General features: G+C 47.1%; 20 protein-coding genes and 1 pseudogene. 20 read left to right on the forward strand and 1 reads right to left on the reverse strand.

Annotated features, from left to right (window positions below):
* From A9236_RS02585 to cysM, 15 genes and pseudogenes are all read left to right on the forward strand, one after another.
* Nucleotides 1-1,255, forward strand: a 1,255-nt coding sequence (locus tag A9236_RS02585; RefSeq protein ID WP_304442056.1) for a DNA gyrase C-terminal beta-propeller domain-containing protein, incomplete at its 5' end; no start/stop codon positions are given.
* A gap of 26 nt (nucleotides 1,256-1,281) precedes the next feature.
* Complete coding sequence (serC, locus tag A9236_RS02590) at nucleotides 1,282-2,379, forward strand: 3-phosphoserine/phosphohydroxythreonine transaminase (RefSeq protein WP_071467736.1); 1,098 nt, start codon at nucleotides 1,282-1,284, stop codon at nucleotides 2,377-2,379.
* The gene (pheA, locus tag A9236_RS02595; protein ID WP_071467737.1) at nucleotides 2,379-3,458 is read left to right on the forward strand and encodes a prephenate dehydratase; all 1,080 of its coding nucleotides are present in this window, start codon (nucleotides 2,379-2,381) and stop codon (nucleotides 3,456-3,458) included. The genes serC and pheA overlap by 1 nt, the downstream gene beginning before the upstream one ends.
* A 60-nt stretch (nucleotides 3,459-3,518) precedes the next feature.
* On the forward strand, nucleotides 3,519-4,637 hold the full coding sequence (hisC, locus tag A9236_RS02600) for a histidinol-phosphate transaminase (RefSeq protein WP_071467738.1): 1,119 nt from the start codon (nucleotides 3,519-3,521) through the stop codon (nucleotides 4,635-4,637).
* Entirely contained in the window at nucleotides 4,634-5,515 is an 882-nt protein-coding gene (locus A9236_RS02605; protein ID WP_071467739.1) for a prephenate dehydrogenase/arogenate dehydrogenase family protein, read from the forward strand. Before hisC ends, A9236_RS02605 begins: the two co-directional genes overlap by 4 nt.
* On the forward strand, nucleotides 5,515-6,843 hold the full coding sequence (gene aroA, locus A9236_RS02610; RefSeq protein ID WP_071467740.1) for a 3-phosphoshikimate 1-carboxyvinyltransferase: 1,329 nt from the start codon (nucleotides 5,515-5,517) through the stop codon (nucleotides 6,841-6,843). Before A9236_RS02605 ends, aroA begins: the two co-directional genes overlap by 1 nt.
* On the forward strand, nucleotides 6,843-7,505 hold the full coding sequence (cmk, locus tag A9236_RS02615; protein WP_071467741.1) for a (d)CMP kinase: 663 nt from the start codon (nucleotides 6,843-6,845) through the stop codon (nucleotides 7,503-7,505). Before aroA ends, cmk begins: the two co-directional genes overlap by 1 nt.
* Nucleotides 7,506-7,635: 130 nt before the next feature.
* Nucleotides 7,636-9,309, forward strand: coding sequence for a 30S ribosomal protein S1 (rpsA, locus tag A9236_RS02620; protein ID WP_011902345.1), 1,674 nt, complete (start codon nucleotides 7,636-7,638; stop codon nucleotides 9,307-9,309).
* A gap of 52 nt (nucleotides 9,310-9,361) precedes the next feature.
* Nucleotides 9,362-9,700 (forward strand): annotated as a pseudogene (locus tag A9236_RS02625) (integration host factor subunit beta); the annotation flags it as partial.
* A gap of 67 nt (nucleotides 9,701-9,767) precedes the next feature.
* On the forward strand, nucleotides 9,768-10,979 hold the full coding sequence (gene lapB, locus A9236_RS02630; RefSeq protein ID WP_071465302.1) for a lipopolysaccharide assembly protein LapB: 1,212 nt from the start codon (nucleotides 9,768-9,770) through the stop codon (nucleotides 10,977-10,979).
* A gap of 40 nt (nucleotides 10,980-11,019) precedes the next feature.
* Nucleotides 11,020-12,384: a UDP-glucose/GDP-mannose dehydrogenase family protein gene (locus tag A9236_RS02635; RefSeq protein ID WP_071467742.1), complete on the forward strand. Its 1,365-nt coding sequence runs from the start codon at nucleotides 11,020-11,022 to the stop codon at nucleotides 12,382-12,384.
* Nucleotides 12,385-12,428: 44 nt separating this feature from the next.
* The gene (gene rfaE1 / locus A9236_RS02640; protein ID WP_071467743.1) at nucleotides 12,429-13,358 is read left to right on the forward strand and encodes a D-glycero-beta-D-manno-heptose-7-phosphate kinase; all 930 of its coding nucleotides are present in this window, start codon (nucleotides 12,429-12,431) and stop codon (nucleotides 13,356-13,358) included.
* Entirely contained in the window at nucleotides 13,355-14,374 is a 1,020-nt protein-coding gene (gene rfaD, locus A9236_RS02645; RefSeq protein WP_071467744.1) for an ADP-glyceromanno-heptose 6-epimerase, read from the forward strand. Before rfaE1 ends, rfaD begins: the two co-directional genes overlap by 4 nt.
* 87 nt (nucleotides 14,375-14,461) lie before the next feature.
* Entirely contained in the window at nucleotides 14,462-14,887 is a 426-nt protein-coding gene (locus tag A9236_RS02650) for a helix-hairpin-helix domain-containing protein (protein ID WP_071467745.1), read from the forward strand.
* 41 nt (nucleotides 14,888-14,928) lie between these two features.
* Nucleotides 14,929-15,840, forward strand: coding sequence for a cysteine synthase CysM (gene cysM, locus A9236_RS02655; RefSeq protein ID WP_071467746.1), 912 nt, complete (start codon nucleotides 14,929-14,931; stop codon nucleotides 15,838-15,840).
* 18 nt (nucleotides 15,841-15,858) lie between these two features.
* On the opposite strand, the gene A9236_RS02660 is transcribed toward cysM, so the two are convergent.
* On the reverse strand, nucleotides 15,859-17,118 hold the full coding sequence (locus A9236_RS02660; RefSeq protein WP_071465308.1) for a lytic transglycosylase domain-containing protein: 1,260 nt from the start codon (nucleotides 17,116-17,118) through the stop codon (nucleotides 15,859-15,861).
* A gap of 83 nt (nucleotides 17,119-17,201) precedes the next feature.
* Between A9236_RS02660 and A9236_RS02665 the strand changes: the two genes are divergently transcribed.
* From A9236_RS02665 to A9236_RS02685, 5 genes are all read left to right on the forward strand, one after another.
* On the forward strand, nucleotides 17,202-18,122 hold the full coding sequence (locus A9236_RS02665; protein ID WP_071465309.1) for a histone deacetylase family protein: 921 nt from the start codon (nucleotides 17,202-17,204) through the stop codon (nucleotides 18,120-18,122).
* 24 nt (nucleotides 18,123-18,146) lie between these two features.
* Nucleotides 18,147-19,799 carry an acyl-CoA synthetase gene (locus A9236_RS02670; RefSeq protein WP_071465342.1) on the forward strand — a complete coding sequence of 551 codons (1,653 nt, stop codon included), beginning with the start codon at nucleotides 18,147-18,149 and terminating at the stop codon, nucleotides 19,797-19,799.
* 86 nt (nucleotides 19,800-19,885) lie between these two features.
* Nucleotides 19,886-20,635 carry an electron transfer flavoprotein subunit beta/FixA family protein gene (locus A9236_RS02675; protein WP_071465310.1) on the forward strand — a complete coding sequence of 250 codons (750 nt, stop codon included), beginning with the start codon at nucleotides 19,886-19,888 and terminating at the stop codon, nucleotides 20,633-20,635.
* The gene (locus A9236_RS02680) at nucleotides 20,636-21,571 is read left to right on the forward strand and encodes an electron transfer flavoprotein subunit alpha/FixB family protein (protein WP_071465311.1); all 936 of its coding nucleotides are present in this window, start codon (nucleotides 20,636-20,638) and stop codon (nucleotides 21,569-21,571) included. It abuts the gene before it with no gap.
* 39 nt (nucleotides 21,572-21,610) lie between these two features.
* Nucleotides 21,611-23,398 (forward strand): acyl-CoA dehydrogenase, encoded by a 1,788-nt coding sequence (locus A9236_RS02685; RefSeq protein WP_071467747.1) that lies wholly within the window; start codon nucleotides 21,611-21,613, stop codon nucleotides 23,396-23,398.
* Nucleotides 23,399-23,413: the final 15 nt, after the last annotated feature.

Below are 23,413 nucleotides of genomic sequence, written 5' to 3' on the forward strand. Positions count from 1 at the left end.
AGAAGTGATGGCAGAAATTTCTGACTTGCTTGATTTATTGGCTAAGCCAGAGCGCGTTACTTCTGTTATTGAAAGTGAACTCAAAGAAGTTCAGTCTGAGTTTGGTGCTGCTGGTAGTGATAACGGTCGTCGTTCATTTATTGAAATGAATGCAACCGAACTCTTCACGGAAGATTTGATCACACCTCAAGATATGGTGGTCACGCTTTCTCATACTGGTTACATGAAGAGTCAGCCGCTCAGTGAATACCGCGCACAAAAACGCGGTGGTCGTGGCAAGCAAGCAGCGGCAACTAAAGACGAAGACTGGATTGACACCTTATTCGTAGCGAATACGCATGATGCAATTTTGTGCTTCTCCGATCGTGGTCGTATGTATTGGCTCAAAGTTTGGGAAGTGCCGCAAGGAAGTCGTACTTCTCGCGGCAAGCCAATCGTGAACATGTTCCCGCTGATTGAGGGTGAAAAGATCACTGTGATTCTCCCGATTAAAGGGTATCAAGATGATCAGTACGTCTTTATGGCAACTAGTCTGGGAACGGTGAAAAAGACCCGTTTGTCTGATTTCTCCAATCCACGTAAGGCTGGCATTATTGCGGTTGACCTGAATGAAGGTGACTTCTTGGTTGGTGCAGCAATTACTGATGGTCAGCACGATGTGATGTTGTTCTCTGATGCTGGAAAAGCGGTGCGTTTTGATGAGAATGATGTTCGTCCAATGGGCCGTACCGCACGTGGTGTTCGCGGTATGAATTTGGGTGAAGGTCACCAAGTAATTGCGATGCTCGTTGCTCCAGCAGAAGCTGCCGAAGGCGCTGAAGCGGCAGTAGTAGATGCGAATGGTATTGCGATTCCAAGTAGCGTCTTAACTGCTACCGAAAATGGTTACGGAAAACGTACGCCAATTGCTGAATACACGCGTCATGGACGCGGTACTAAGGGCATGATTGCGATTCAGACTACAGAGCGTAACGGCAAAGTCGTTGCAGCCTCTTTAGTTTCTCCAGAAGATCAAATTATGTTGATCACTACTGGTGGTGTCTTGGTTCGCACGCGCGTTTCTGAAATCCGCGAGATGGGTCGTGCTACTCAGGGCGTTACTTTGATTAACGTTGATGAAGGTACTCGTTTATCTGGTTTACAACGAATTGCAGAGAGTGATTCAGATGACGATGGTGTTGATGAAGTAGAAGATGGTGATGCATCTGCAGATCCATCGACTGATTCTAATTCTGATGCGGCAGGTGACGCTTAAGGCGTCATCACAAGACTAGTAACGCTATGACTTTTGACCGCCGCATCTTCAATTTCGCTGCGGGGCCTGCTACTTTGCCTGAAGAGGTATTGAAGCAGGCTGCTGATGAAATGCTCAATTGGCGTGGACTCGGTACGAGCGTGATGGAGATTAGTCACCGCAGTAAAGAATTCATGGAAGTGTACGAAGAGACTTTGCAGGATCTACGTACTTTGATGAACATCCCTGACACATACGAGATATTGTTATTACAAGGCGGTGGTCTTGGTCAGAATGCGGCCATCCCAATGAACCTCATGCCTTTAGCCAAGAATGGCCCTAAGGCAGACTACATTGTTACTGGCGTATGGTCAGAAAAATCCTATAAAGAAGCGCAGAAATACGGCACTGCAAATTTGGCGGCCTCCTCCGCTGCAGAAAAATTCAACACCATTCCTCCAAGAAGCACTTGGAAATTATCCAATGATGCTGCTTATGTTCTCTACTGTGCCAATGAAACCATTGGCGGTGTTGAGTTTTCGGATGTGCCAGAGGTTGGCGATGTTCCATTAGTTGCAGATATCTCAAGCAACATTCTCTCTAAGGAGATGGATGTGAGCCAGTGCGCTGTTTGGTTTGGTGGTGCGCAAAAGAATATTGGGCCTTCTGGTGTGACGATTGTGATTGTTCGCAAAGATTTGCTAGGTCATAGCATGGGTATCACCCCTACGATTTGGGATTGGTCAGTTCAGGCTAATACCCAATCCATGATCAATACGCCTCCTACGTTCTCAATCTACATGGCCGGCTTAGGCTTTAAGTGGTTACTCAAGCAGGGTGGTGTTAAGGCAATTGAGAAACGCAACCAAGAAAAAGCAGATTTGCTCTACAACTTTTTAGATCAAAGCAGTCTGTATGAAAATCGCGTCACTAAAGAATATCGCTCACGGATGAATGTGACTTTCTTCTTAAAAGATGAGAACCTGAACGCAGAGTTTCTGGGACAGTCCAATGCTGCTGGTTTGGTGGCCTTACGTGGCCACAAGGCTGCAGGCGGAATGCGTGCCAGTATTTATAACGCAATGCCCATTGAAGGTGTAAAAGCCTTGGTTGAATTTATGCGCGACTTTGAAAGGCGGGCTTAATGAGTACTGAAGAACAGCGCTTAGCTCCCTTGCGGGAAAAGATTGACTCATTGGATGCGCAAATTTTAGATTTGCTGACCCAACGTGCAAAAGCTGCGCAGGAAGTCGGTCATGTCAAAGGTGGTTTTGCCTCGCCAGTGTTTCGTCCAGAGCGTGAACGCCAAGTCGTTGCCCGTTTGCAAGAAATGAATACCGGCCCTTTATTGCCAGATGGTATTGCAGCTATTTGGCGTGAGGTCATGTCTGCATGTAGAGCTTTAGAGGCTCGACAAACCATTGCATACCTTGGACCAGTTGGCACATTTTCTGAACAAGCAGCGCAAACGTACTTTGGACACTCCATTGCAGGTTTACCTTGTGCAAGCCTTGATGAAGTATTTAAAGCGGTAGAGAAGGGCGCGGCACAATTTGGCGTTGTTCCTGTTGAGAACTCCAGTGAAGGCGCAATCTCTCGCACACTTGATTTGCTATTGGATTCTTCCATGCGTATCAGCGGCGAAGTTGTTCTACCGATTCGTCATCACCTCTTGACCAAGAGCGGCAATTTAGATGGCGTTACAACCGTTTGCGCTCATGCTCAAGCTTTGGCGCAATGTCAGCAATGGTTAAGCGTTCACGCCCCACAACTGAAGCGCCAAGCAGTTAGTAGCAATGCTGAGGCTGCTCGTATGGCGGCTAACGATCCAACATTGGCGGCGATTGCTGGTGATCCGGCGCAAGAGGCTTATGGGTTACAAGCAGTTGCTGCACAGATTCAAGATGACCCCCATAATCGGACGCGTTTCGTGGTGGTTGGCAACTATGCATGCTCATCTACCGGCAAAGATCAAACTTCCCTAGTGCTATCCGTAGATAACCAGCCTGGTGCCGTACATCGCTTATTGGCACCTTTGGCTAAACATGGCGTATCGATGAATCGCTTCGAGTCACGTCCTGCCCGTAAGGGTACTTGGGAATATCACTTCTATATCGATATTGCCGGGCATTCTGAAGATGTGAAAGTGGTGAAGGCTTTGGAAGAACTCCAAGAGGTTGCCGCGTTCTATAAGAACCTGGGATCCTATCCTCATTCGGTGTAACTAATCGCGTAATAGATTTAGCAACAAGATTCAATAACAAATAAATTGAGTAGAGCTCGAATGACCTCCAAGATTGGCTTAAAACATATCCATGCGATTGCCCCTTATGTAGGCGGTAGACCTATTAGTGAGGTTGCGCGTGAGTATGGTTTGGACGAAAACAAGATTGTGAAGTTGGCCTCCAACGAAAACCCATTGGGTATGCCAAAGTCTGCACAAGAAGCAATGCTTAAGGCGGCTAGTGATCTTGGCCGCTATCCAGACTCCAACGGTTTTGAGCTCAAGAATGTGCTCTCTGCTGCATTAGGCGTTCCAAGTGATTGGATTACCTTAGGTAACGGCAGTAACGACATCTTGGAATTGGCGGCACGTGCTGTTGCCCAGGCGGGCGACGAAATCATTTTCTCCAAGCATGCCTTTGCTGTTTATCCGCTGGCAACGCAGGCTGTTGGCGCGAAAGCAGTAGAAATATCTGCAACCGCTACGTATGGTCATGACTTGCCAGCCATGTTGGCTGCAGTCAAGGCTGCTGGGGATAAAGCCAAGCTGGTCTTTGTTGCTAACCCAAATAATCCTACCGGTAGTTACCTTTCGGCTAAAGAGATTGAAGACTTTTTACTTGCAGTGCCATCGCATGTAGTGGTGGTTTTGGATGAGGCTTACAACGAATATCTCACGCCGGAGCAGCGCTACGATGCCATTGCTTGGGTGAAGCGTTTTCCTAATATGATTTTATCGCGTAGCTTCTCTAAGGCCTATGGTCTTGCTGGTCTACGCATTGGTTATGGTGTTGCGCAACCTCACTTAACTGATTTATTGAATCGTATTCGTCAGCCTTTTAATGTGAATAGCTTGGCTCAGGCAGCAGCGATTGCTGCTTTTCAGGATAAAGCGTTTTTGCAACAAGGTTTTGAGCTCAATTGCGCTGGTTATACCCAGCTCACTAAAGCCTTTGATGAATTGGGTCTCGAGTATTTGCCCTCTGCCGGAAACTTTGTTTTGGTGAAGGTGGGTGACGATGAACAAGCGGGCGCGCGTATTAACTTAGCCCTACTCAAGTGCGGCATTATTGTTCGCCCAGTAGGTAACTATGGTTTGCCACAATGGTTGCGCATCTCTATTGGCTTGCAAGAAGAGAATGCAGCATTCATTGCAGCCTTAAAAGATATTCTGAAATGACCATCATTAATCCAGCAAGCAATTACGGCACAGTCACTATTGTTGGTGTTGGCTTGATTGGAGCGTCCTTGGGATTGGCTCTCAAGCAAGCGGGCGTTGTTAACAAAGTCTTGGGTGTGGGTCGTAGCAAAGAAAACTTAGATCAGGCCCAAAAGATGGGTGCGATTGATGGCGTTGTTGATTTAGTTGAAGCTGCAAAGCAATCAGATGTGATCGTACTGTGTATTCCGGTAGCGCAGATGCGTGCAGCATTTGAAGTGATGGAGCCGCATCTTGAGTCACGCACCATGATTACAGATGCTGGCAGCACCAAAGGGGATGTTATTTTGGCCGCCAAAGAAGTATTGGGTAAAAAAGCATGCCAATTTGTACCGGCGCATCCGATTGCGGGCGGTGCACAGCATGGTGCAGCCGCCGCCAAGGCTGATTTATTTCAGGGCAAGCAAACGATTATTTGCCCGCTGCAAGAAAATTCTCCTGAAGATATTGCGCTGATGACAGGCTTTTGGGAGTCTGTTGGCTCTGAGGTTAAAAAGATGGGTGTTGTGCAGCACGATGCTATTTATGCAGCTGTTTCTCATTTGCCGCATCTCCTGTCCTATGCGCTGATGGCCAGTGTTGTGAACTCTGAAGATGCTGATCAAAAGCTTAGCCATGTGGGCGCTGGCTTTAAAGATTTCACGCGCATTGCTGCATCTAGCCCAGAGATGTGGCGTGACATTTGTTTGGGTAACCGCATGGCAATCCTGAAAGAGTTGGATCAATACCTATTAATCGTGAACCATATGCGTAAGTTGATTGCCGAGAACGATGGCGCTGGCCTAGAGAAATTATTTAATAAGGCAAGTAAAGCGCGTCAAGATTTGGATATTATTTAATGAGTGGTTTGCCTGATATTCGTATTGGCCCATTTAGGCGAGCTCAAGGCGCAATTATCTTGCCAGGCTCTAAGAGCATTTCTAATCGTGCCTTACTGCTAGCTGCACTCTCTTCTGGTACTACAACCCTTACGAATTTGTTGGATGCAGATGACACGCAAGTAATGCGTAATGCCTTGCGTCAACTAGGCCTGTCTGTGATCGATCAGGCTGACAAGGTTTGTGTCATTGAGGGTTGTGGTGGCAGATTTCCGGTACGTGATGCCGATCTCTTTATGGGTAATGCAGGCACAGCCATACGCCCCCTTACCGCTGCGCTAGCAATGCAAGGTGGTAACTATCGTTTATCCGGAGTCGCTCGCATGCACGAGAGGCCTATTCGGGATTTGGTGGATGGTTTACGCCAAGTAGGCGCCAAGATTGAATACGAGTTGCAAGAAGGCTATCCACCAATCAACATCTTGGCATCTGATATTCAGATTAAAGATGTTGTGAAGGTGCGCGGGGATGTGTCAAGTCAATTCTTGACTGCTTTGCTGATGGCTTTGCCATTGGTTGCAATCAATCCTGTACGTATAGAAGTGGTTGGCGAATTAATTTCTCGGCCCTATATCGACATTACTTTGAAACTCATGGCACGCTTTGGTGTGAATGTTGTTTGCCCAGACATGCAATCATTTGTGATTCCAGTCAAAACGGCTGATGGGGTTTATAAGAGTCCTGGTCAACTCTCGGTTGAGGGTGATGCCTCCTCCGCCTCTTACTTCTTAGCTCTTGGCGCCATAGGCGGTGGTCCTGTAAGGGTGCTGGGTGTGGGGAATGACAGTATTCAAGGGGATATCGCATTTGCGGATGCACTTACCTTAATGGGTGCCAACATTACCGCTGGTGAAGATTGGATTGAAGTTTCAGGTGTAAAAAATACAAACGGCAAACTCAATGGCATCACGATTGATTGCACTGAGATTCCAGACGCTGCAATGACACTCGCAGTTGCCGCTTTGTATGCAGAAGGCCCAACGCGTTTAAATAATATTGCTAGTTGGCGTGTGAAAGAAACAGATCGCATCGCCGCCATGGCAAAAGAATTAAAAAAAGTTGGCGCACTTGTTGAAGAGGGCCCCGACTATATCGTTGTGCAAGCACCAAACTCGCCAACTGAGTGGAAGTCACCTAGCGAAGGCATTGACACTTACGATGACCATCGTATGGCTATGTGTTTCTCTCTTGCCGCATTTGGTCCGAATGCCTTGAAGATTAATGACCCTAATTGCGTAGCCAAAACGTTCCCAACTTATTTCGGGGAATTTGCGAAAGTCGTCAGTTAATGAGTTCTTTCCCAGTCATTGCGATTGACGGACCTACTGCCTCAGGCAAAGGGACGATCGCGTCTTTGGTCGCTGAGAAGTTGGGTTTTCATTATCTGGATAGCGGGGCGCTGTATCGGCTACTTGCTCTCGCTAGTGAAAAGCAGGGAATGGATGTCAAAAATGGCTCTGAATTAGGTCTTTTGGTTCCCAAGTTATTGATTTCATTCAAAAATAGCTATATTTTCCTCAATGGGGAGGATGTGACGGACGCTATTCGCACGGAAAATATCGGCCTCAGAGCATCTGCCTTAGCGGTTCACCCAGAGGTAAGGACTGCTTTAGTGGGTCTGCAACGCAGTTTTCGCCAATCTCCAGGTCTAGTGGCCGATGGCAGGGATATGGCCAGCGTCATATTCCCAGACGCAGTTTTGAAGGTTTTTCTGACAGCTACAGCCGCCGCCAGGGCCGAGCGGCGCTATAAGCAATTGATAGCTAAGGGAATTTCTGCTAAACTTTCCGACTTACTGCAGGATTTGCAGGAGCGCGATGCCAGAGACAGTAGTCGAGGTGCCGCACCCTTGCTTGTTGCAGATGGTGCAAAAGTGCTTGAAACATCAGATCTTTCGATAGATCAAGCAGTTAAGACAGTTTTAGATTGGTATCAATCTTCAATTGCTTAGTTTTGTAAGTAGTAAGTAGTAGTTTTGGTGTCTTAAGAAACTCCACAACGCGAACATTTCATTAGCGTGTTTCTTGAAGATTTTTTTAACCTAACCCGTCAGGCCTTCTGGCGGCACAAAGTGAATACACATGTCTGAATCATTTGCAGAATTATTTGAAGAATCATTAACCCGATCGAATATGAAGACCGGCCAAGTTATTTCGGCTGAAGTCCTTCGCATCGACCACAACTTCGTCGTTGTTAACGCTGGCTTAAAGTCTGAAGCGTTTATTCCTGTTGAAGAATTCCATAATGACGCTGGCGAGATTGAAGTAGCTCCTGGCGATTTCGTTTCTGTTGCTATTGACGCCCTCGAAAACGGCTATGGCGACACCATCCTCTCCCGTGACAAAGCGAAGCGCTTGGCCTCATGGTTGAATTTGGAAAAAGCTCTTGAGCAAGCTGAGATTGTTACCGGTACTGTTACTGGTAAGGTTAAAGGCGGCTTGACTGTGATGGTTAACGGTATCCGCGCATTCTTGCCTGGATCACTCGTTGATACACGTCCAATCAAAGACACCAGCCCTTACGAAGGTAAGACGATGGAGTTCAAGGTTATCAAGCTTGATCGTAAGCGTAACAACGTGGTGTTGTCACGTCGCGCGGTTGTTGAAGCTAGCCAAGGTGAAGAGCGTGCTAAGTTGATGTCTAACCTTAAAGAAGGTGCAGTAGTTACTGGCCTCGTTAAGAACATCACTGATTACGGCGCATTCGTTGACCTCGGTGGTATCGATGGCCTCTTGCACATTACCGATTTGGCATGGCGTCGCGTACGTCACCCAAGCGAGATGTTGACTGTTGGTCAAGAAGTGACCGCGAAGATTTTGAAGTTCGATCAAGAGAAGAACCGTGTTTCACTCGGTGTGAAACAACTTGGTGATGATCCATGGGTTGGTATCGCTCGTCGTTACCCACCGAATACCCGTTTATTCGGCAAAGTAACCAACTTGACTGATTACGGCGCATTCGTTGAAATCGAATCTGGTATCGAAGGCTTGGTACACGTTTCTGAAATGGATTGGACTAATAAGAACGTTGCTCCAAGCAAAGCTACTGCATTAGGTACCGAAGTTGAAGTCATGGTTCTGGATATTGATGAAGACAAGCGTCGTATTAGCTTGGGCATCAAGCAGTGCAAAGCAAATCCATGGGAAGAGTTTGCACGTTCACAGCAAAAAGGCGACAAGCTTTCTGGCGCAATCAAGTCAATTACCGACTTTGGCGTGTTCATTGGCTTGCCTGGTGGTATCGACGGTTTAGTTCACCTCTCAGACCTTTCATGGAATGAGCCAGGCGAAGAAGCTGTTAAGAAATACAAAAAAGGTGATGAAGTTGAAGCCACTGTTTTGGCAATCGATGTTGAGAAAGAGCGTATCTCTCTTGGTATCAAGCAATTGTCTGGCGACCCATTCAATAACTACACATCTGTCAGCGACAAGGGTAGCCTTGTAACTGGTACTGTGAAGGCTGTTGATGCTAAGGGTGCAACAATTCACTTGGCAGATGAAGTTGAAGCTTACTTGCGCGCTTCTGAGATCTCAACCGATCGCGTTGAAGATGCACGCAATGTATTGAAGGAAGGCGATAGCGTAACTGCAATGATCATCAATATTGATCGCAAGTCACGTGTTATCAATCTTTCAATCAAGGCAAAAGACAGCTCTGATCAACAAGATGCAATGAGCAAGCTCCAAGGTGATGCGCAGTCTGGCACAACCAACTTGGGTGCTCTGTTGAAAGCAAAATTGGACAATCAAGGCTAAATCAATATCGCCGCTTTCCATGAGGAGAGCGGCGGTTTTTTATTGATAGATCATGACAGATCAAGAGCAACAAGCAATTACCCGCTCCGAACTAGTGGAGAGCTTAGCGGAACAGTTTCCGCAGCTTCTGCCTAGAGACGTGGAGTTGGCCGTAAAGACATTGTTGGACACAATGACTCAAGCATTGGCTGAAGGAAAGCGAATTGAGTTGCGCGGCGTGGGAAGTTTTGTACTTCATCATCGTCCTGCACGCACTGGCCGCAACCCAAAGTCTGGCGAGAAAGTATTGATCCCAGAAAAACGTGTGCCGCACTTTAAGCCTGGCAAAGAGCTGCGCGAGCGTGTTGATTACAAGCCGTTGAAACAGGCGGGCCCCAAAGAGGGTTCTGGTGCCTAGTAATCTGGCTCATCCTCAGTGGTCCGTTCGGACCTATTTTTTTATTTAGGTTCTGCGCGCTATGATTCAGATAGCTACTTCTTGGTTGCTGCTTCTACCAGTCATGTTTGGTATTGGCTGGTTGGCATCTCGTTGGGATTTGCGTCTTGAAAATCGTATGGATGAGCGTGAGCGTATGCGTCAGCAGCGCTCAACATTTAAGGGTTTGAGTTTGCTATTGAATGAGCAACCAGATCAGGCGATTGAAACGCTGGTGAAGATTGCCCAGCTGGATCCAGAAACAGTTGAATTACATTTTTCGCTTGGTAATTTATTTCGTCGCCGCGGCGAGACTGAGCGCGCCATTAAAGTGCATCAACATTTAGCAAATCGTGATGATTTGAAACCGCGTGATCGCGATCACGCTGCTTATGAGTTGGGTCGTGACTTCTTGCGCGCAGGTTTATTGGATCGTGCTGAAGCATCCTTAAATCGTGTGGGTGATGGTAAGTACGCAGTTCCCGCAAAAGAAAGTCTCTTGGAGATGTATCAAGTAGAGCGTGATTGGACAAAAGCTATCATTGCCGCCAGTGAGCTCGAGGGCTTGCAAGGAAAATCACATCGTACTGAGATTGCTCAGTTTCATTGTGAATTGGGTCAAGATGCTCTGCGTCGTAAAGATCTTGCCGAGGCTGAACAGTCGATTCAACGTGCCTTGCAAGCAGTTCCTAATCATGCTCGTGCGCTGATTTTGCAAGGCGACTATTTAGTGGCTGTAGAACGCCCAGCACAAGCCATAGAAGCTTGGAGCTTGGTGGCCGCTTCGCATCCCGCTTATATGCATTTATTAGCCGACCGGTGGATGGCAGCTCATGCCACCTTAGATAAGGCGAATGAGGGATTGGATCGCCTCCTGATATTGCTCAAGACACAAGCCTCTGGCGAGTTGTTGGATATTGTCTATAAGCAGCTTATGCAACTTCGCGGCCCCAAAGCTGCCAATGCCATGTTGGCTGAGGTGATGCAGTATTCACCTAGTTTGAGCGCCTTATCTAAGATGGCAGAAACTCGTCTTGCCCTCGAAGAGGGTAGTGCAAGCCCCGAAAGATTGTTAGAGCTTCAATCCATTTTGAAGCTTTTACGTGAGCGGACAACCAGCTTGGCTCGCTACACTTGCGGTAACTGTGGTTTCCGTGCGCGCAGATTTTATTGGCAGTGTCCTGGTTGTAATAATTGGGAGGCATACTCCCCAAGACGTTCTGAGGGCGTCGCGCCAAGCGGCCCTTCCATGTAATACCATTTATTAAAGTACTGAGACATCACTAGGGGTTCAATTGAAAGTTACGATCGTTGGCAGTGGTTACGTAGGTTTGGTTACTGGGGCTTGTTTGGCTGAACAGGGGAATAATGTCTTCTGTTTGGATTTAGATCCAAAAAAGATTGAAATTCTGAACTCCGGTGGCGTGCCAATCTATGAGCCAGGGCTAAAAGAAATGATTGAGCGCAATCGCGCTGCCGGCCGCTTGCAATTTTCAACCGATATTGCTGCTTCCGTAGCGCATGGTGATGTTCAATTTATTGCAGTAGGCACGCCTCCTGATGAGGATGGTTCGGCCGATTTGCAGTATGTCGTTGCTGCTGCTCGTAATATTGGTCGTCATATGACCACAGCTAAAGTAATTGTGGATAAATCGACTGTTCCAGTAGGCACCGCGGATAAAGTATCTGCAGCGATTACTGATGAGCTAGATAAGCGTAATCTTTCTGCTGAACTTTGTTCAGTGGTTTCAAATCCAGAGTTCTTGAAAGAAGGCGCTGCTGTAGAAGACTTTATGCGCCCAGATCGCATCGTAATCGGCACTGAAAATACTCCAGCAGGCATACGTGCAAAAGAGCAAATGCGCAAACTCTATGCGCCATTTAATCGCCATCATGAGCGTACCTATTACATGGACGTGAAGAGCGCAGAGTTAACGAAGTATGCTGCTAATGCAATGTTGGCAACCCGCATATCCTTCATGAATGAATTGGCTAATTTAGCTGACTTAGTTGGTGCAGATATTGAAGCGGTGCGTCAAGGTATTGGCTCCGATTCACGCATTGGCTTTGGCTTCTTATATCCCGGTACTGGCTATGGTGGCTCATGCTTCCCGAAAGATGTATCTGCGCTATCCAAAACTGCCAAAGAACATGGTCGAGATCTGAAGATCTTGGATGCTGTGGAAGCGGTGAATGAAATACAGAAATACGTCTTGGTAGAGAAAATTGAAAAACGCTTTGGCAAAGATCTCAAGGGTATGAAGTTTGCCTTGTGGGGCTTAGCATTTAAGCCTAATACTGATGATATGCGTGAGGCGCCTAGTCGCGTCATCATCCAGGAATTAGTGAAACGTGGCGCTACTATCGTAGCTCATGATCCAGTGGCTATGCCTGAAGCGAAACATTGCTTAGATTTGGATTTTCAAGGAAATCCGGATGGTCTAAAGCAGATTTCTATGGTCGAAGACCCAATGGCTGCCCTAGATGGTTGCGATGCCTTGGTGATTGTGACTGAGTGGAAGGCTTTCCGCAGTCCTGATTTTGATGCAGTCATGCAAAAGTTAGTGCGCCCTGTGATTTTTGATGGACGTAATCTGTACGAACCCCAGGCGATGCAAGAATTGGGTATTGAGTACTACGGCATTGGGCGACATAATTAAACTATTACTAGATATAGAAATAGAACAATAAAATAAGTATTCAAATGGAAAAAGCCAACCGAGAACAATTTTCAAATGCGCGTCTACTAGTGGTAGGCGATGTCATGCTGGATCGCTATTGGTTTGGAGATACCCATCGTATTTCCCCTGAGGCGCCAGTACCAGTGGTGCAGGTTGGCAAAATTGATGAGCGCCTAGGAGGTGCTGCCAATGTAGCCCGTAACGTAGCTGCCTTAGGTGCTCAAACTACTATCCTCGGAATTGTTGGCAAAGATGAGCCAGGTCAACGGGTAATTGATTTACTCAAATCAGGCGGCGTTGATAGTCAATTAGAAGTTGATGCAGACGTGCCAACCATTGTGAAATTACGTGTCATCGCACGTCAACAGCAACTCATTCGTCTGGACTTTGAAGAAACTCCTAGTGAAAAAGCATTGGCTCACAAATTAGAGCGTTTTGAAAAACTCGTTGGCTCTGCTGATGTTGTCATTTTGTCGGATTACGGCAAGGGCGCTTTGGGTCAAGTAGCTCATATGATTGAGCAGGCAAGGGCGCAAAATAAAGTGATCTTAGTTGACCCCAAAGGTGAAGATTATGAAAAGTATCGCGGCGCCACTGTCTTAACGCCCAATCGCAGTGAGTTACGTCAGGTAGTTGGGCAATGGACTAGCGAAGAAGATTTAACCAAAAGAGCGCAAGATCTCAGACAATCTCTGAATCTTCAGGCTTTGTTATTGACGCGCTCTGAGGAGGGGATGAGCTTGTATACCGAAGCAGGTGTCAGTCATGTGAAGGCACAAGCCAGAGAAGTGTTTGATGTCTCTGGTGCCGGAGATACAGTAATTGCAACCTTAGCCGTAGCATTGGCTGCTAAGTGGCCGCTAGAAAAGGCTATGGCGCTTGCTAATCGGGCTGGCGGCATTGTGGTTGGTAAGCTTGGTACTGCTACCGTTACTTCAGAGGAATTACAGTGACTATTATCGTAACTGGCGCTGCTGGTTTTATTGGTGCCAATATTGTTCAGGCGCTCAATGCGCGTGGTGAGAAAAATATCATTGCAGTAGATGACTTACGTCCTGCAGATAAATATCGCAATCTAGCTGATCTTGACATCATTGACTATCTCGATAAAGATGAATTTCTAGAAGCATTTAGAAGTGGACGCTTGGGTAAGGTCAGGGCAGTGTTTCATGAGGGGGCTTGCTCCGATACCATGGAGACCGATGGCATTTTTATGATGGCGAATAACTATCGCTACACCATGAATTTGCTCGATATTTGCACTGCTCAAAAAGTGCAGCTTCTCTATGCATCTTCAGCAGCTACTTATGGTGGTTCTGATGTATTTATTGAAAGTCGTGAGCATGAGAAGCCACTCAATATTTATGGCTACTCTAAATTCTTATTTGATCAGGTAATGCGTAAGCGTTTTGCTGAAAATGCAAACACTGCGCAAGTCGTGGGCTTCCGTTATTTCAATGTTTATGGTCCACGCGAATCACATAAAGGTCGCATGGCATCAGTTGCCTTCCATCAGTATCACCAATACAAGGCGAATGGCCATGTCAAACTCTTTGGTGAGTATGGTGGCTATGGTGCAGGTGAGCAAAGTCGTGACTTTGTTTCTGTAGAGGACGTGGTTAAAGTAAACCTCTTCTTCTTGGATCACCCAGAAATCAGCGGCATCTTTAATTTAGGCAGTGGACGCGCACAACCCTTTAATGATGTGGCGCATGCTGTTGCGAATGCCATGCGTAAGCTGGATAAAGCTCAACCAGCATCCCTGCAAGAATTGGTTAAAGAAAAGGCTATCGAGTACATTCCATTTCCGGATGCGCTTAAAGGTAAGTATCAGTGCTTCACTCAAGCAGATCTAACTAAACTGCGAGCTGCTGGCTACAAAGAGCCCTTCTTGAATGTTGAGCAGGGTGTAAGCCGTTATATCGAGTGGTTGGAAGCAAATTCTGGTTTTTTAGCTAATCCACTGTAAGCCCGTCAACTTCAGGTTTATCTCTTCGTTGTAAACGATCCACGCGCACTTTGTGTCCGTGGATTTTTTATTTACTACGGAGAATGTATGACAAAAAATTTCAATATGAGAAGTGCGGGCTTCATGAGATCAGCCTTGGTATCAGCAGTTCTGGCGATTGCTTCTTTAGGATTGGCCAATGCCTCACCGGTCAATGTGAATACCGCCACACAGTCAGAACTAGAGAGCATTAAAGGAATTGGCCCATCCAAGGCAAAAACGATCATCACAGAGCGGACGGATGGTGGACATTTTCAAGATGCCAATGATCTACAAAAACGCGTACGTGGCATTGGTATGAAATCCGTTGAAAAAATGGTGGACAACGGTTTAACGATCGAAGCCCCCAGCTCTTTTCGGGAGCCCACTGGGCGTACCAAGAAGGAGGGGAGCGCCTCTAGCAGACGCAATTCACGTAATCAAGCTGGTAATCGCAATCAGCCGGAGCGTCCGACACAACATCGCCGAAATTAAGCCCTTTAGAGTGTAGGCTTGCTTATGGCTAAAATGGGCTCATGAGTAGACCTTCTTACCTAACGATTTCACAAACAGTCGGCAATACGCCTTTGGTGCGTTTGCAGCGAATTCCCGGTTTAGAAAACCAGAATCGAAATAACGTGATCTTGGGTAAGTTAGAGGGCAACAATCCAGCCGGGTCGGTCAAAGATCGGCCTGCGCTGTCAATGATCACGCGCGCCCAAGAGCGTGGCGAAATTAAACCTGGTGATACCTTAATTGAAGCAACGAGTGGTAATACGGGAATTGCTTTGGCAATGACGGCGGCAATGCTGGGTTACAAGATGATTTTGGTAATGCCCGAGAGTCAAAGTATTGAGCGTCGTCAAAGTATGGCTGCTTATGGGGCGGAACTGATTCTGACTGCCGCCTCTGGTGGCATGGAATTTGCGAGAGATTATGCCATGCAGCTTCAACGTGAAGGTCGCGGTCGATTGCTTGATCAGTTTGCTAATTCAGATAATCCACGCGCTCATATTGAAACAACCGGCCCAGAGATTTGGCGCGATACCGACGGAGAGGTAACCCATTTTGTTTCTGCTATGGGCACTACAGGAACAATCACAGGTGTTTCAACATACCTGAAGTCAATGAATCCTAAGATTCAGATCATTGGTGCTCAGCCGGAAGAGGGTTCTCAGATCCCCGGCATTCGTAAATGGGCACCAGAATATTTGCCCAAGATTTACCAAGGCGATCGCGTAGATCGGATTGAGTATGTGACACAAGCAGATGCTGAAGATATGGCAAGGCGATTGGCCGCTGAAGAAGGTATCTTTTGTGGTATCTCCGCAGGAGGTGCGCTAGTGGTGGCCTTGCGTATTGCTCGCCAAGTTGAAAACGCTACGATCGTCTTTATTGTGTGCGATCGTGGTGATCGTTACTTATCTACCGGCGTCTTTCCTGCCTAACTTATCGATTGAGTTTACTTAACTCGTTTTTGACTTTTTCTTAGCGCTAGACTTTTTGGCTTTTGCCTTTGATTTTTCTGCAACGCTTTTGGGATCAACCATTTTTGCTGGTCCATTAACGAGTACTACACTTTGATTTTTATATCCTAAGGCTTCAGCAAACTCTGCTACGCTTTGTGCATAAAAGTAACTCCGGTTGTATTGCACAATTGTTAAGAAGTTATTTAAACCCACAAAGTACTGTGCTTGATCGATCCCATCTTTATCGGGATAAGGTAGATCCACAATCAATGCCTTACTTTGGGGCTCTACGCCGCCACGCTGCAGGTCTCCTTGTTGCGGTAACAGGATGCCTTTTTCAACGAGTTCTGCAACGGTATATTTGAGCTGAGGCTCCCCGTCAGCCAATTTTTTTGCGGCAGCTATGCCATTTTCTTGCACCGGAAAAGAGATCGGCATGCCCGCTTGCCAGCCATGCTTCTTCATAAAGTTAGCGACACTAGCAATCGCATCTTTAGGACTTTGCTTAAGATCGATATGACCATCACCATCACCGTCGACTGCAAAGCTCCGAATACTGCTTGGCATAAATTGTGGCAACCCGATGGCTCCAGCGTAGGAGCTGTTTTGATTGAGGCAGGAATTAAAGCGAGCAGCATTGAGACCCTGACTTCTGTTTTGAGCGGGCAATTTGCCGCCAGCGTCAGTCCAGCACATCAGAATGAGTTCTTGGAGTTGATCTTTAAATAGTTGTTCTCGGGCAGGCTTATTGGGCGTATCTGGATAGCTAAAGGCTAGGGTAGATAAAACATCTTTGACCCTAAAACCACCCGTTTGGCGTCCATAAATGGTCTCAATTCCGATAATGGCCACAATGATCTCAGCAGGCACGCCAGAATCTTGCTCTACTTGGCTTAAAAAGGTTTGGTTTTCATCCCAAAAGACCTTTCCGGCTTTCAGGCGAATAGGCTCAACAAAGCGCTTGCGGTAAACCAGCCAGTTCTTCTTAAAGGTGCCCGATGGGGGTAATACCAATTTGCGTATTGAAGGAATCGTTTTAGCATCTAAGAAGCCATTTTCTAGGGTCTGTAGGGGGATTTCTTGAGTTTGAGAAACTTGGCTCAGTAAGGCCTTTAGATTTTGGCTATAACTGGCTTCAGTGGCTGCATCATCGGCTTGGTTTACGATGGGCTGTTGGGTATTGCTTTGCTGTGTGGGGGCGCTAGAGCAGGCCCCAAGAGCAAGCGCTAAAAGTAGGCAGGAGACACGAAAGCGCATACGCAAGGATATGGGTTGTAGAGAATTAAGCACAATTAATTAGATTATAAAAACGACAGTTTTGCTATTGAGGATTACAACTAATGACAACAGGATACATAACTCATCCCGATTTTCTGAAACATGAGATGGGAAGTCATCATCCAGAATGCCCTGAGCGGATTCAGGCAATCAATGACCAGATGATTCGTAGTGGGGTAGATCGCTTTGTTCAGCACCTGGATGCGCCCTTAGCCAGTGAAGATCAGCTCGAGTTAGTCCATAGCCCTGACCATATTGCTTTTGTCAAAGAGCAGGCCCCCCAAAGTGGTTATTCCATGTTGGATGGCGATACGATTATGAATCCACACACTTGGCAAGCTGCATTACGCGCAGCTGGTGCTGCAATTGCTGGCGTGGATGCAGTCATGAAAGGTGAGGTTGAGAACGTCTTTTGCGCAGTAAGACCTCCTGGCCATCATGCTGAGCCAACCCGTTCAATGGGCTTTTGTTTATTTGACAACGTTGCCATCGCTGCCCGGTATGCAATGGAAGAATATGGCATTGAGCGTGTAGCAATTATCGATTTTGATGTGCACCATGGCAACGGCACTGAAGCAGCATTTTTCAATGACCCTAATGTCATGATGTGCAGTTTTTTCCAGCACCCTTTTTATCCTTATAGCGGACTCGATCACGCCAATAATATGGTCAACGTGCCCTTGCCAGCGGCAACTCGCGGTGATGTTGTGCGCTCGATTGTTGAAGAGAAGTGGTTACCAGCTTTGCGCAATTTTGAACCGCAACTGATCATTATTTCAGCTGGCTTCGATGCACATCGCGAAGATGACTTGGGTCAAATGGGTTTAGTCGAGGATGATTATGTATGGATCACCAAGCGCTTGAAAGAAATCGCACATCAGTACGCTAATAACCGGATTGTGAGTTGCTTAGAGGGTGGTTATAACTTATCTGCCTTAGGGCGTAGCGTCGTTGCTCACGTTAGAGCATTGGCTGATATTTAAAAGTAGTGTTATTGAAAGTAGATGATGGCAAATATTTATGAACAAGGTTTAGAGCGTAATTCTGCTAACTACACTCCAATTACTCCACTATTGTTTTTAGAGAGATCTGCTCAGATCTATCCAAACAAGGTTGCAGTGATTCATGGCAAGTTGCGTCAAACTTGGTCACAAACGTATGAGCGCTGCCGTCGCCTAGCTAGCGCCTTGCAAAAGCATGGCATTGGTCTTGGAGATACGGTTGCTGTGATGTTGCCCAATACGCCACCCATGGTCGAGGCACACTTTGGCATCCCAATGGCCGGGGCAGTATTAAATGCCTTAAATACTCGCTTGGATCCTGAATCCATTGCTTTTATGCTTAATCATGGCGAAGCAAAGGTAGTCATTGTGGATCCGGAGTTTTCTGGAGTGATGAAAAAAGCGCTTGAGATCGCCAAGCAGGAAACTGGTCGTGAGTTTCTGGTAATTGATGTTGAAGAAAAGGAATATGACGTACCTGGCGATAAGTTAGGCAAGCTGACTTACGAACAATTACTGGCAGAGGGTGACCCACAATTTGCGTGGCAAGTGCCTGCAGATGAATGGCAAGCAATCTGTTTGAATTACACCTCTGGCACTACCGGCAATCCTAAAGGGGTGGTGTATCACCATCGTGGCGCTGCCATTAATGCAGTTTCGAACATTTTGGATTGGGATATCAATAAGCATCCCGTGTACTTGTGGACTCTGCCAATGTTTCATTGCAATGGCTGGTGTTTCCCATGGACAATTGCTGCTCGTGCCGGGGTCAATGTTTGCTTGCGTCGTGTTGATGCACAACATATATTTGCAGCAATTAAAGAGCATGACGTCACACATTACTGCGCGGCGCCGATCGTACATAACCTTTTGGTCAATGCTCCCGATGAGCTCAAAGAAGGAGTGCCAGCGGGCGTGAAGGGCTTGATTGCTGGAGCTGCGCCCCCTGCCTCCATTATTGAAGGTATGGAAAAGTTAGGATTTGATTTAACACACGTCTATGGTTTGACCGAGGTCTATGGTCCTGCAGCGGTATGCGTAAAGCAAGACGAGTGGAATGATGTAGATATTAGTGAGCGCGCTCGTTTGAATGCGCGTCAAGGTGTTCGCTACCACATGCAACAAGCAATCGCTGTGCTTGACCCTGAAACAATGCAGCCCGTTCCTGCTGATGGAGAAACCATGGGTGAGATTATGTTTAAGGGCAATATTGCGATGAAGGGCTATCTTAAGAACGAAAAGGCAACCAAAGAGGCATTTGAAGGTGGCTGGTTTCATTCTGGCGATTTAGCGGTCATGAATCCTGACGGCTATGTGAAGATGAAAGACCGCAGCAAAGACATCATTATTTCTGGCGGAGAAAATATTTCTTCTGTTGAAGTGGAGGATGTACTCTATCGTCATCCAGCGGTAATTGCTGCCGCAGTGGTGGCGAAGCCGGATCCGAAGTGGGGAGAAACCCCTTGCGCCTTTTTGGAGATCAAGCCGGGCATCCAGGTCACTCCAGAGGACATCATCGCCCATTGCAAAAAGCACTTGGCTGGCTTTAAGGTGCCCAGGGCAATTGTTTTTGGGGAGCTTCCAAAAACCTCCACCGGAAAAATTCAGAAATTTGAGCTTCGTAAGCAGGCAGGCTCAGCCACCGCTATTGATGTCTAGGTTAGTGGTGAGGGCGGTAAAATAGTGGTTTCCCGAGTTTTTAAACAAATCGTGTTTTTGTAAAGATTGAGGATTGTGAAAGTCAGATGAAGATCTTAGTTGCGGTTAAACGCGTTGTTGATTACAACGTCAAAGTTCGAGTGAAGTCAGATAACTCTGGCGTCGATATTGCTAACGTCAAAATGAGTATGAACCCCTTTGATGAGATCGCAGTTGAAGAAGCGGTACGTCTTAAAGAAGCTGGCGTAGCATCTGAAGTGGTGGTTGTTAGCGCAGGTGTGACTCAGTGCCAGGAAACTTTACGCACAGCAATGGCGATTGGTGCGGACCGCGCTATTTTGGTGGAGACTGACGCTGAGTTACAGCCTTTAGCCGTTGCTAAAATCCTCAAGGCCCTTTCCGAGAAAGAACAGGCTCAGATCATCATTCTTGGTAAGCAAGCAATTGATGACGATAGCAATCAAACTGGTCAGATGTTAGCTAGTCTTTTGGATGTTCCACAAGCTACCTTTGCTTCCAAGGTAGTCATTGCCGATGGCAAAGCTACCGTGACCCGTGAAGTGGATGGCGGTCTAGAGACAATTGCCCTCACGTTGCCTGCAGTCATTACTACTGACTTGCGTCTCAATGAGCCACGTTACGTAACCCTGCCTAACATTATGAAAGCCAAGAAGAAAGCGATTGACATCGTTAAGCCTGAAGAGCTTGGCGTCGATATTGCCCCGCGCTTAAAGACTCTCAAAGTTGAAGAGCCACCAAAGCGTAGTGCCGGTGTCATGGTTGCAGATGTTGCAGCCCTTGTAGAGAAACTCAAAAATGAAGCGAAGGTGATTTAAATGGCTGCTCTTGTAATTGCTGAACACGACAATCAATCCTTAAAAGCGGCTACTTTAAATGCGGTTGCTGCTGCGTTGCAGTGCTCCCCTGAGGTGGATGTGCTGATTGCTGGCAATGGATCAGATGCTGCTGCAGCTGCTGCAGCGCAAATCGCTGGTGTGCGTAAGGTCATTCAAATAGATGATTCTGCTTTAGCGGATCAATTAGCTGAACCTTTAACGGCACAGATTCTCTCGCTTGCAAGCGGCTATAGCCATATCTTGGCCCCGGCAACTGCTGGCGGTAAGAACGTGCTTCCTAGAGTGGCGGCAAAGTTAGATGTGGCCCAGTTATCAGACATTACTAAAGTAGTCTCACCAGATACTTTTGAGCGTCCTATCTACGCAGGTAATGCTATCGCTACCGTCCAATCGAGTGACCCAGTCAAGATCATCACCGTTCGCACTACCGGTTTTGATCCGGTTGCAGCTACTGGTGGATCTGCCGTTATTGAAAAAGCAGCCGTTGCACAAAGTGCTGGTAAATCCTCTTTTGTAGGTCGTGAACTCACTAAATCAGATCGCCCAGAGCTGACTGCAGCCAAAATTATTGTCTCGGGCGGACGTGGTTTAGGTTCGGGCGAGAAGTATCAAGAGCTGGTTGTTCCATTGGCTGACAAACTTGGCGCAGCCTTAGGTGCTTCACGTGCTGCGGTCGATGCTGGTTATGTGCCTAATGATTATCAGGTTGGTCAAACAGGCAAGATTGTTGCCCCACAACTGTATGTGGCTGTTGGCATCTCTGGTGCGATCCAGCACCTAGCTGGCATGAAGGATTCCAAAGTCATCGTAGCAATCAATAAAGACCCAGAGGCTCCTATTTTTGGTGTAGCTGATTATGGTTTAGTTGCCGATCTTTTCACTGCTGTGCCTGAGCTAACGAATGCCCTCTCGTAATTTTCAATTGCTGATTGATCTCAAATCATAGGAGCAGTAATGCCATACGTAGCCCCCGTTAAAGATATGTTGTTCGTAATGAATGAATTAGCGGGGCTATCTGAAGTAGTGGCTTACCCTTCCTATGCAGAGGCAGGTGCAGATGTTGATTTAGCGCCAGCCATCTTGGAAGAATCCGCCAAGTTCAATCAAGATGTGGTCGCGCCGCTGAACTGGATTGGCGATCAAAAGCCAAGCTCACTAAAAGATGGTGTTGTCATAACAACTCCTGGTTTTAAAGAGGCATTTGAGCAATTTGGTTCTGCTGGATGGCAAGGCGTTATTCATCCTGCGGAGTTTGGTGGCCAAGGCCTTCCAAAACTCATTGCGACTGCCTGTTTTGAGATGGTCCATTCCGCTAGCCTGTCCTTTGCTTTATGCCCGATGTTGACTGACGGCGCAATTGAAGCTTTGTTGACTGCTGCGAGCCCAGAGTTACAAGAGCAATTTGTGCCGAGCATGATCGCTGGTGAGTGGACCGGGTCCATGTGCTTAACTGAACCACAAGCGGGTTCTGATTTATCGATGGTGCGTTCTAAAGCGGTGCCTGAGGGCAACGGTACTTATAAGATATTTGGCACCAAGATCTATATCACCTATGGTGAGCACGATATGGCTAAGAATATTATTCATTTAGTGTTAGCCAGAACACCAGATGCCCCTGAGGGTGTTAAAGGAATTTCTTTATTTGTAGTGCCTAAGTTTTTAGTAAATGCTGATGGCTCATTGGGTGAGCGCAATGATGTTCATTGTGTCTCGATTGAGCATAAGCTCGGTATTAAGGCGAGTCCAACAGCAGTATTGCAGTTTGGTGATCATGGTGGCGCTATTGGGTATTTGGTTGGCGAAGAAAATCGCGGCCTCGAATACATGTTCGTCATGATGAATGCAGCTCGTTTTGCGGTAGGCATGCAAGGCATTGCCGTTGCGGAGCGTGCTTATCAAAAGGCGGTGCAATACGCTAAGGATCGCGTGCAAAGTCGTGATTTAGGTGGCTCTGCTGGTCCTGTGGCAATTATTCATCAGCCAGACGTCAAGCGCATGTTGATGACAATGCGCGCTTATGTAGAGGCTTCTCGTGCCTTAGCGTATTACGCTGCCGCTGCATACGATGCGCAACATGCTGCGCCAGATGAAGCTGTACGTAAATCCAATCAATCCATATATGAATTCCTGGTGCCGATCGTAAAGGGCTTCTCAACCGAGATGTCGATTGAAGTTGCTAGCTTAGGCGTGCAAGTTCATGGTGGTATGGGCTTCATTGAAGAAACGGGGGCGGCACAACACTATCGTGATGCCCGAATTTTGACGATTTATGAAGGCACGACTGCGATCCAGGCAAACGATTTAGTTGGTAGGAAAACGGTTCGTGACGGCGGAGCTACTGCAGAGGGACTTTCACAAAGAATTGCTGAAACCGAAAAGGAGCTTGCTGCCAGCGGTACAGCAGATGCAAAGGCGGTTCTTAAACAACTGAGCGCAGGACGTGTTGCATTTGAAGCGGCTGTAGCCTACATCTTGGCAAATGCGAAGAGCGATACCAAAGCCGTCTATGCCGGTAGCTTTGCTTATCTGCGCTTATCAGGCTTGGTACTGGGTGCCTGGCAAATGGCACGAGCCTTATTGGCAGCTGAACGTCTGCGTGACAGCGATCCTGTTTTCTACAATACCAAGATAGCAACAGCCCGTTTCTTTGCAGAAAACCTATTGCCGCAAGCCGGGGCCCTAGCTACTTCCATTGTTGAAGGCGGTCATTCCACTAATGCTTTGGAAGTGGAGCAGTTCTAAGTGGCCAGAAAAGCA

It is taken from the genome of Polynucleobacter sp. QLW-P1DATA-2 (genome assembly GCF_001870365.1).
Classification (GTDB): Bacteria; Pseudomonadota; Gammaproteobacteria; order Burkholderiales; family Burkholderiaceae; genus Polynucleobacter.

What these genes read in the sequence shown, in the direction of transcription:
- A9236_RS02675 (WP_071465310.1), top strand. Translation starts at nt 19,886, where the DNA reads ATGAAGATCTTAGTTGCGGTTAAACGCGTTGTTGATTACAACGTCAAA.
- A9236_RS02680 (WP_071465311.1), top strand. Translation starts at nt 20,636, where the DNA reads ATGGCTGCTCTTGTAATTGCTGAACACGACAATCAATCCTTAAAAGCG.
- A9236_RS02670 (WP_071465342.1), top strand. Translation starts at nt 18,147, where the DNA reads ATGGCAAATATTTATGAACAAGGTTTAGAGCGTAATTCTGCTAACTAC.
- rpsA (WP_011902345.1), top strand. Translation starts at nt 7,636, where the DNA reads ATGTCTGAATCATTTGCAGAATTATTTGAAGAATCATTAACCCGATCG.
- cysM (WP_071467746.1), top strand. Translation starts at nt 14,929, where the DNA reads ATGAGTAGACCTTCTTACCTAACGATTTCACAAACAGTCGGCAATACG.
- A9236_RS02660 (WP_071465308.1), bottom strand. Translation starts at nt 17,118, where the DNA reads ATGCGCTTTCGTGTCTCCTGCCTACTTTTAGCGCTTGCTCTTGGGGCC.
- A9236_RS02685 (WP_071467747.1), top strand. Translation starts at nt 21,611, where the DNA reads ATGCCATACGTAGCCCCCGTTAAAGATATGTTGTTCGTAATGAATGAA.
- hisC (WP_071467738.1), top strand. Translation starts at nt 3,519, where the DNA reads ATGACCTCCAAGATTGGCTTAAAACATATCCATGCGATTGCCCCTTAT.
- cmk (WP_071467741.1), top strand. Translation starts at nt 6,843, where the DNA reads ATGAGTTCTTTCCCAGTCATTGCGATTGACGGACCTACTGCCTCAGGC.
- A9236_RS02665 (WP_071465309.1), top strand. Translation starts at nt 17,202, where the DNA reads ATGACAACAGGATACATAACTCATCCCGATTTTCTGAAACATGAGATG.
- serC (WP_071467736.1), top strand. Translation starts at nt 1,282, where the DNA reads ATGACTTTTGACCGCCGCATCTTCAATTTCGCTGCGGGGCCTGCTACT.
- A9236_RS02650 (WP_071467745.1), top strand. Translation starts at nt 14,462, where the DNA reads ATGACAAAAAATTTCAATATGAGAAGTGCGGGCTTCATGAGATCAGCC.
- A9236_RS02605 (WP_071467739.1), top strand. Translation starts at nt 4,634, where the DNA reads ATGACCATCATTAATCCAGCAAGCAATTACGGCACAGTCACTATTGTT.
- aroA (WP_071467740.1), top strand. Translation starts at nt 5,515, where the DNA reads ATGAGTGGTTTGCCTGATATTCGTATTGGCCCATTTAGGCGAGCTCAA.
- lapB (WP_071465302.1), top strand. Translation starts at nt 9,768, where the DNA reads ATGATTCAGATAGCTACTTCTTGGTTGCTGCTTCTACCAGTCATGTTT.
- pheA (WP_071467737.1), top strand. Translation starts at nt 2,379, where the DNA reads ATGAGTACTGAAGAACAGCGCTTAGCTCCCTTGCGGGAAAAGATTGAC.
- rfaE1 (WP_071467743.1), top strand. Translation starts at nt 12,429, where the DNA reads ATGGAAAAAGCCAACCGAGAACAATTTTCAAATGCGCGTCTACTAGTG.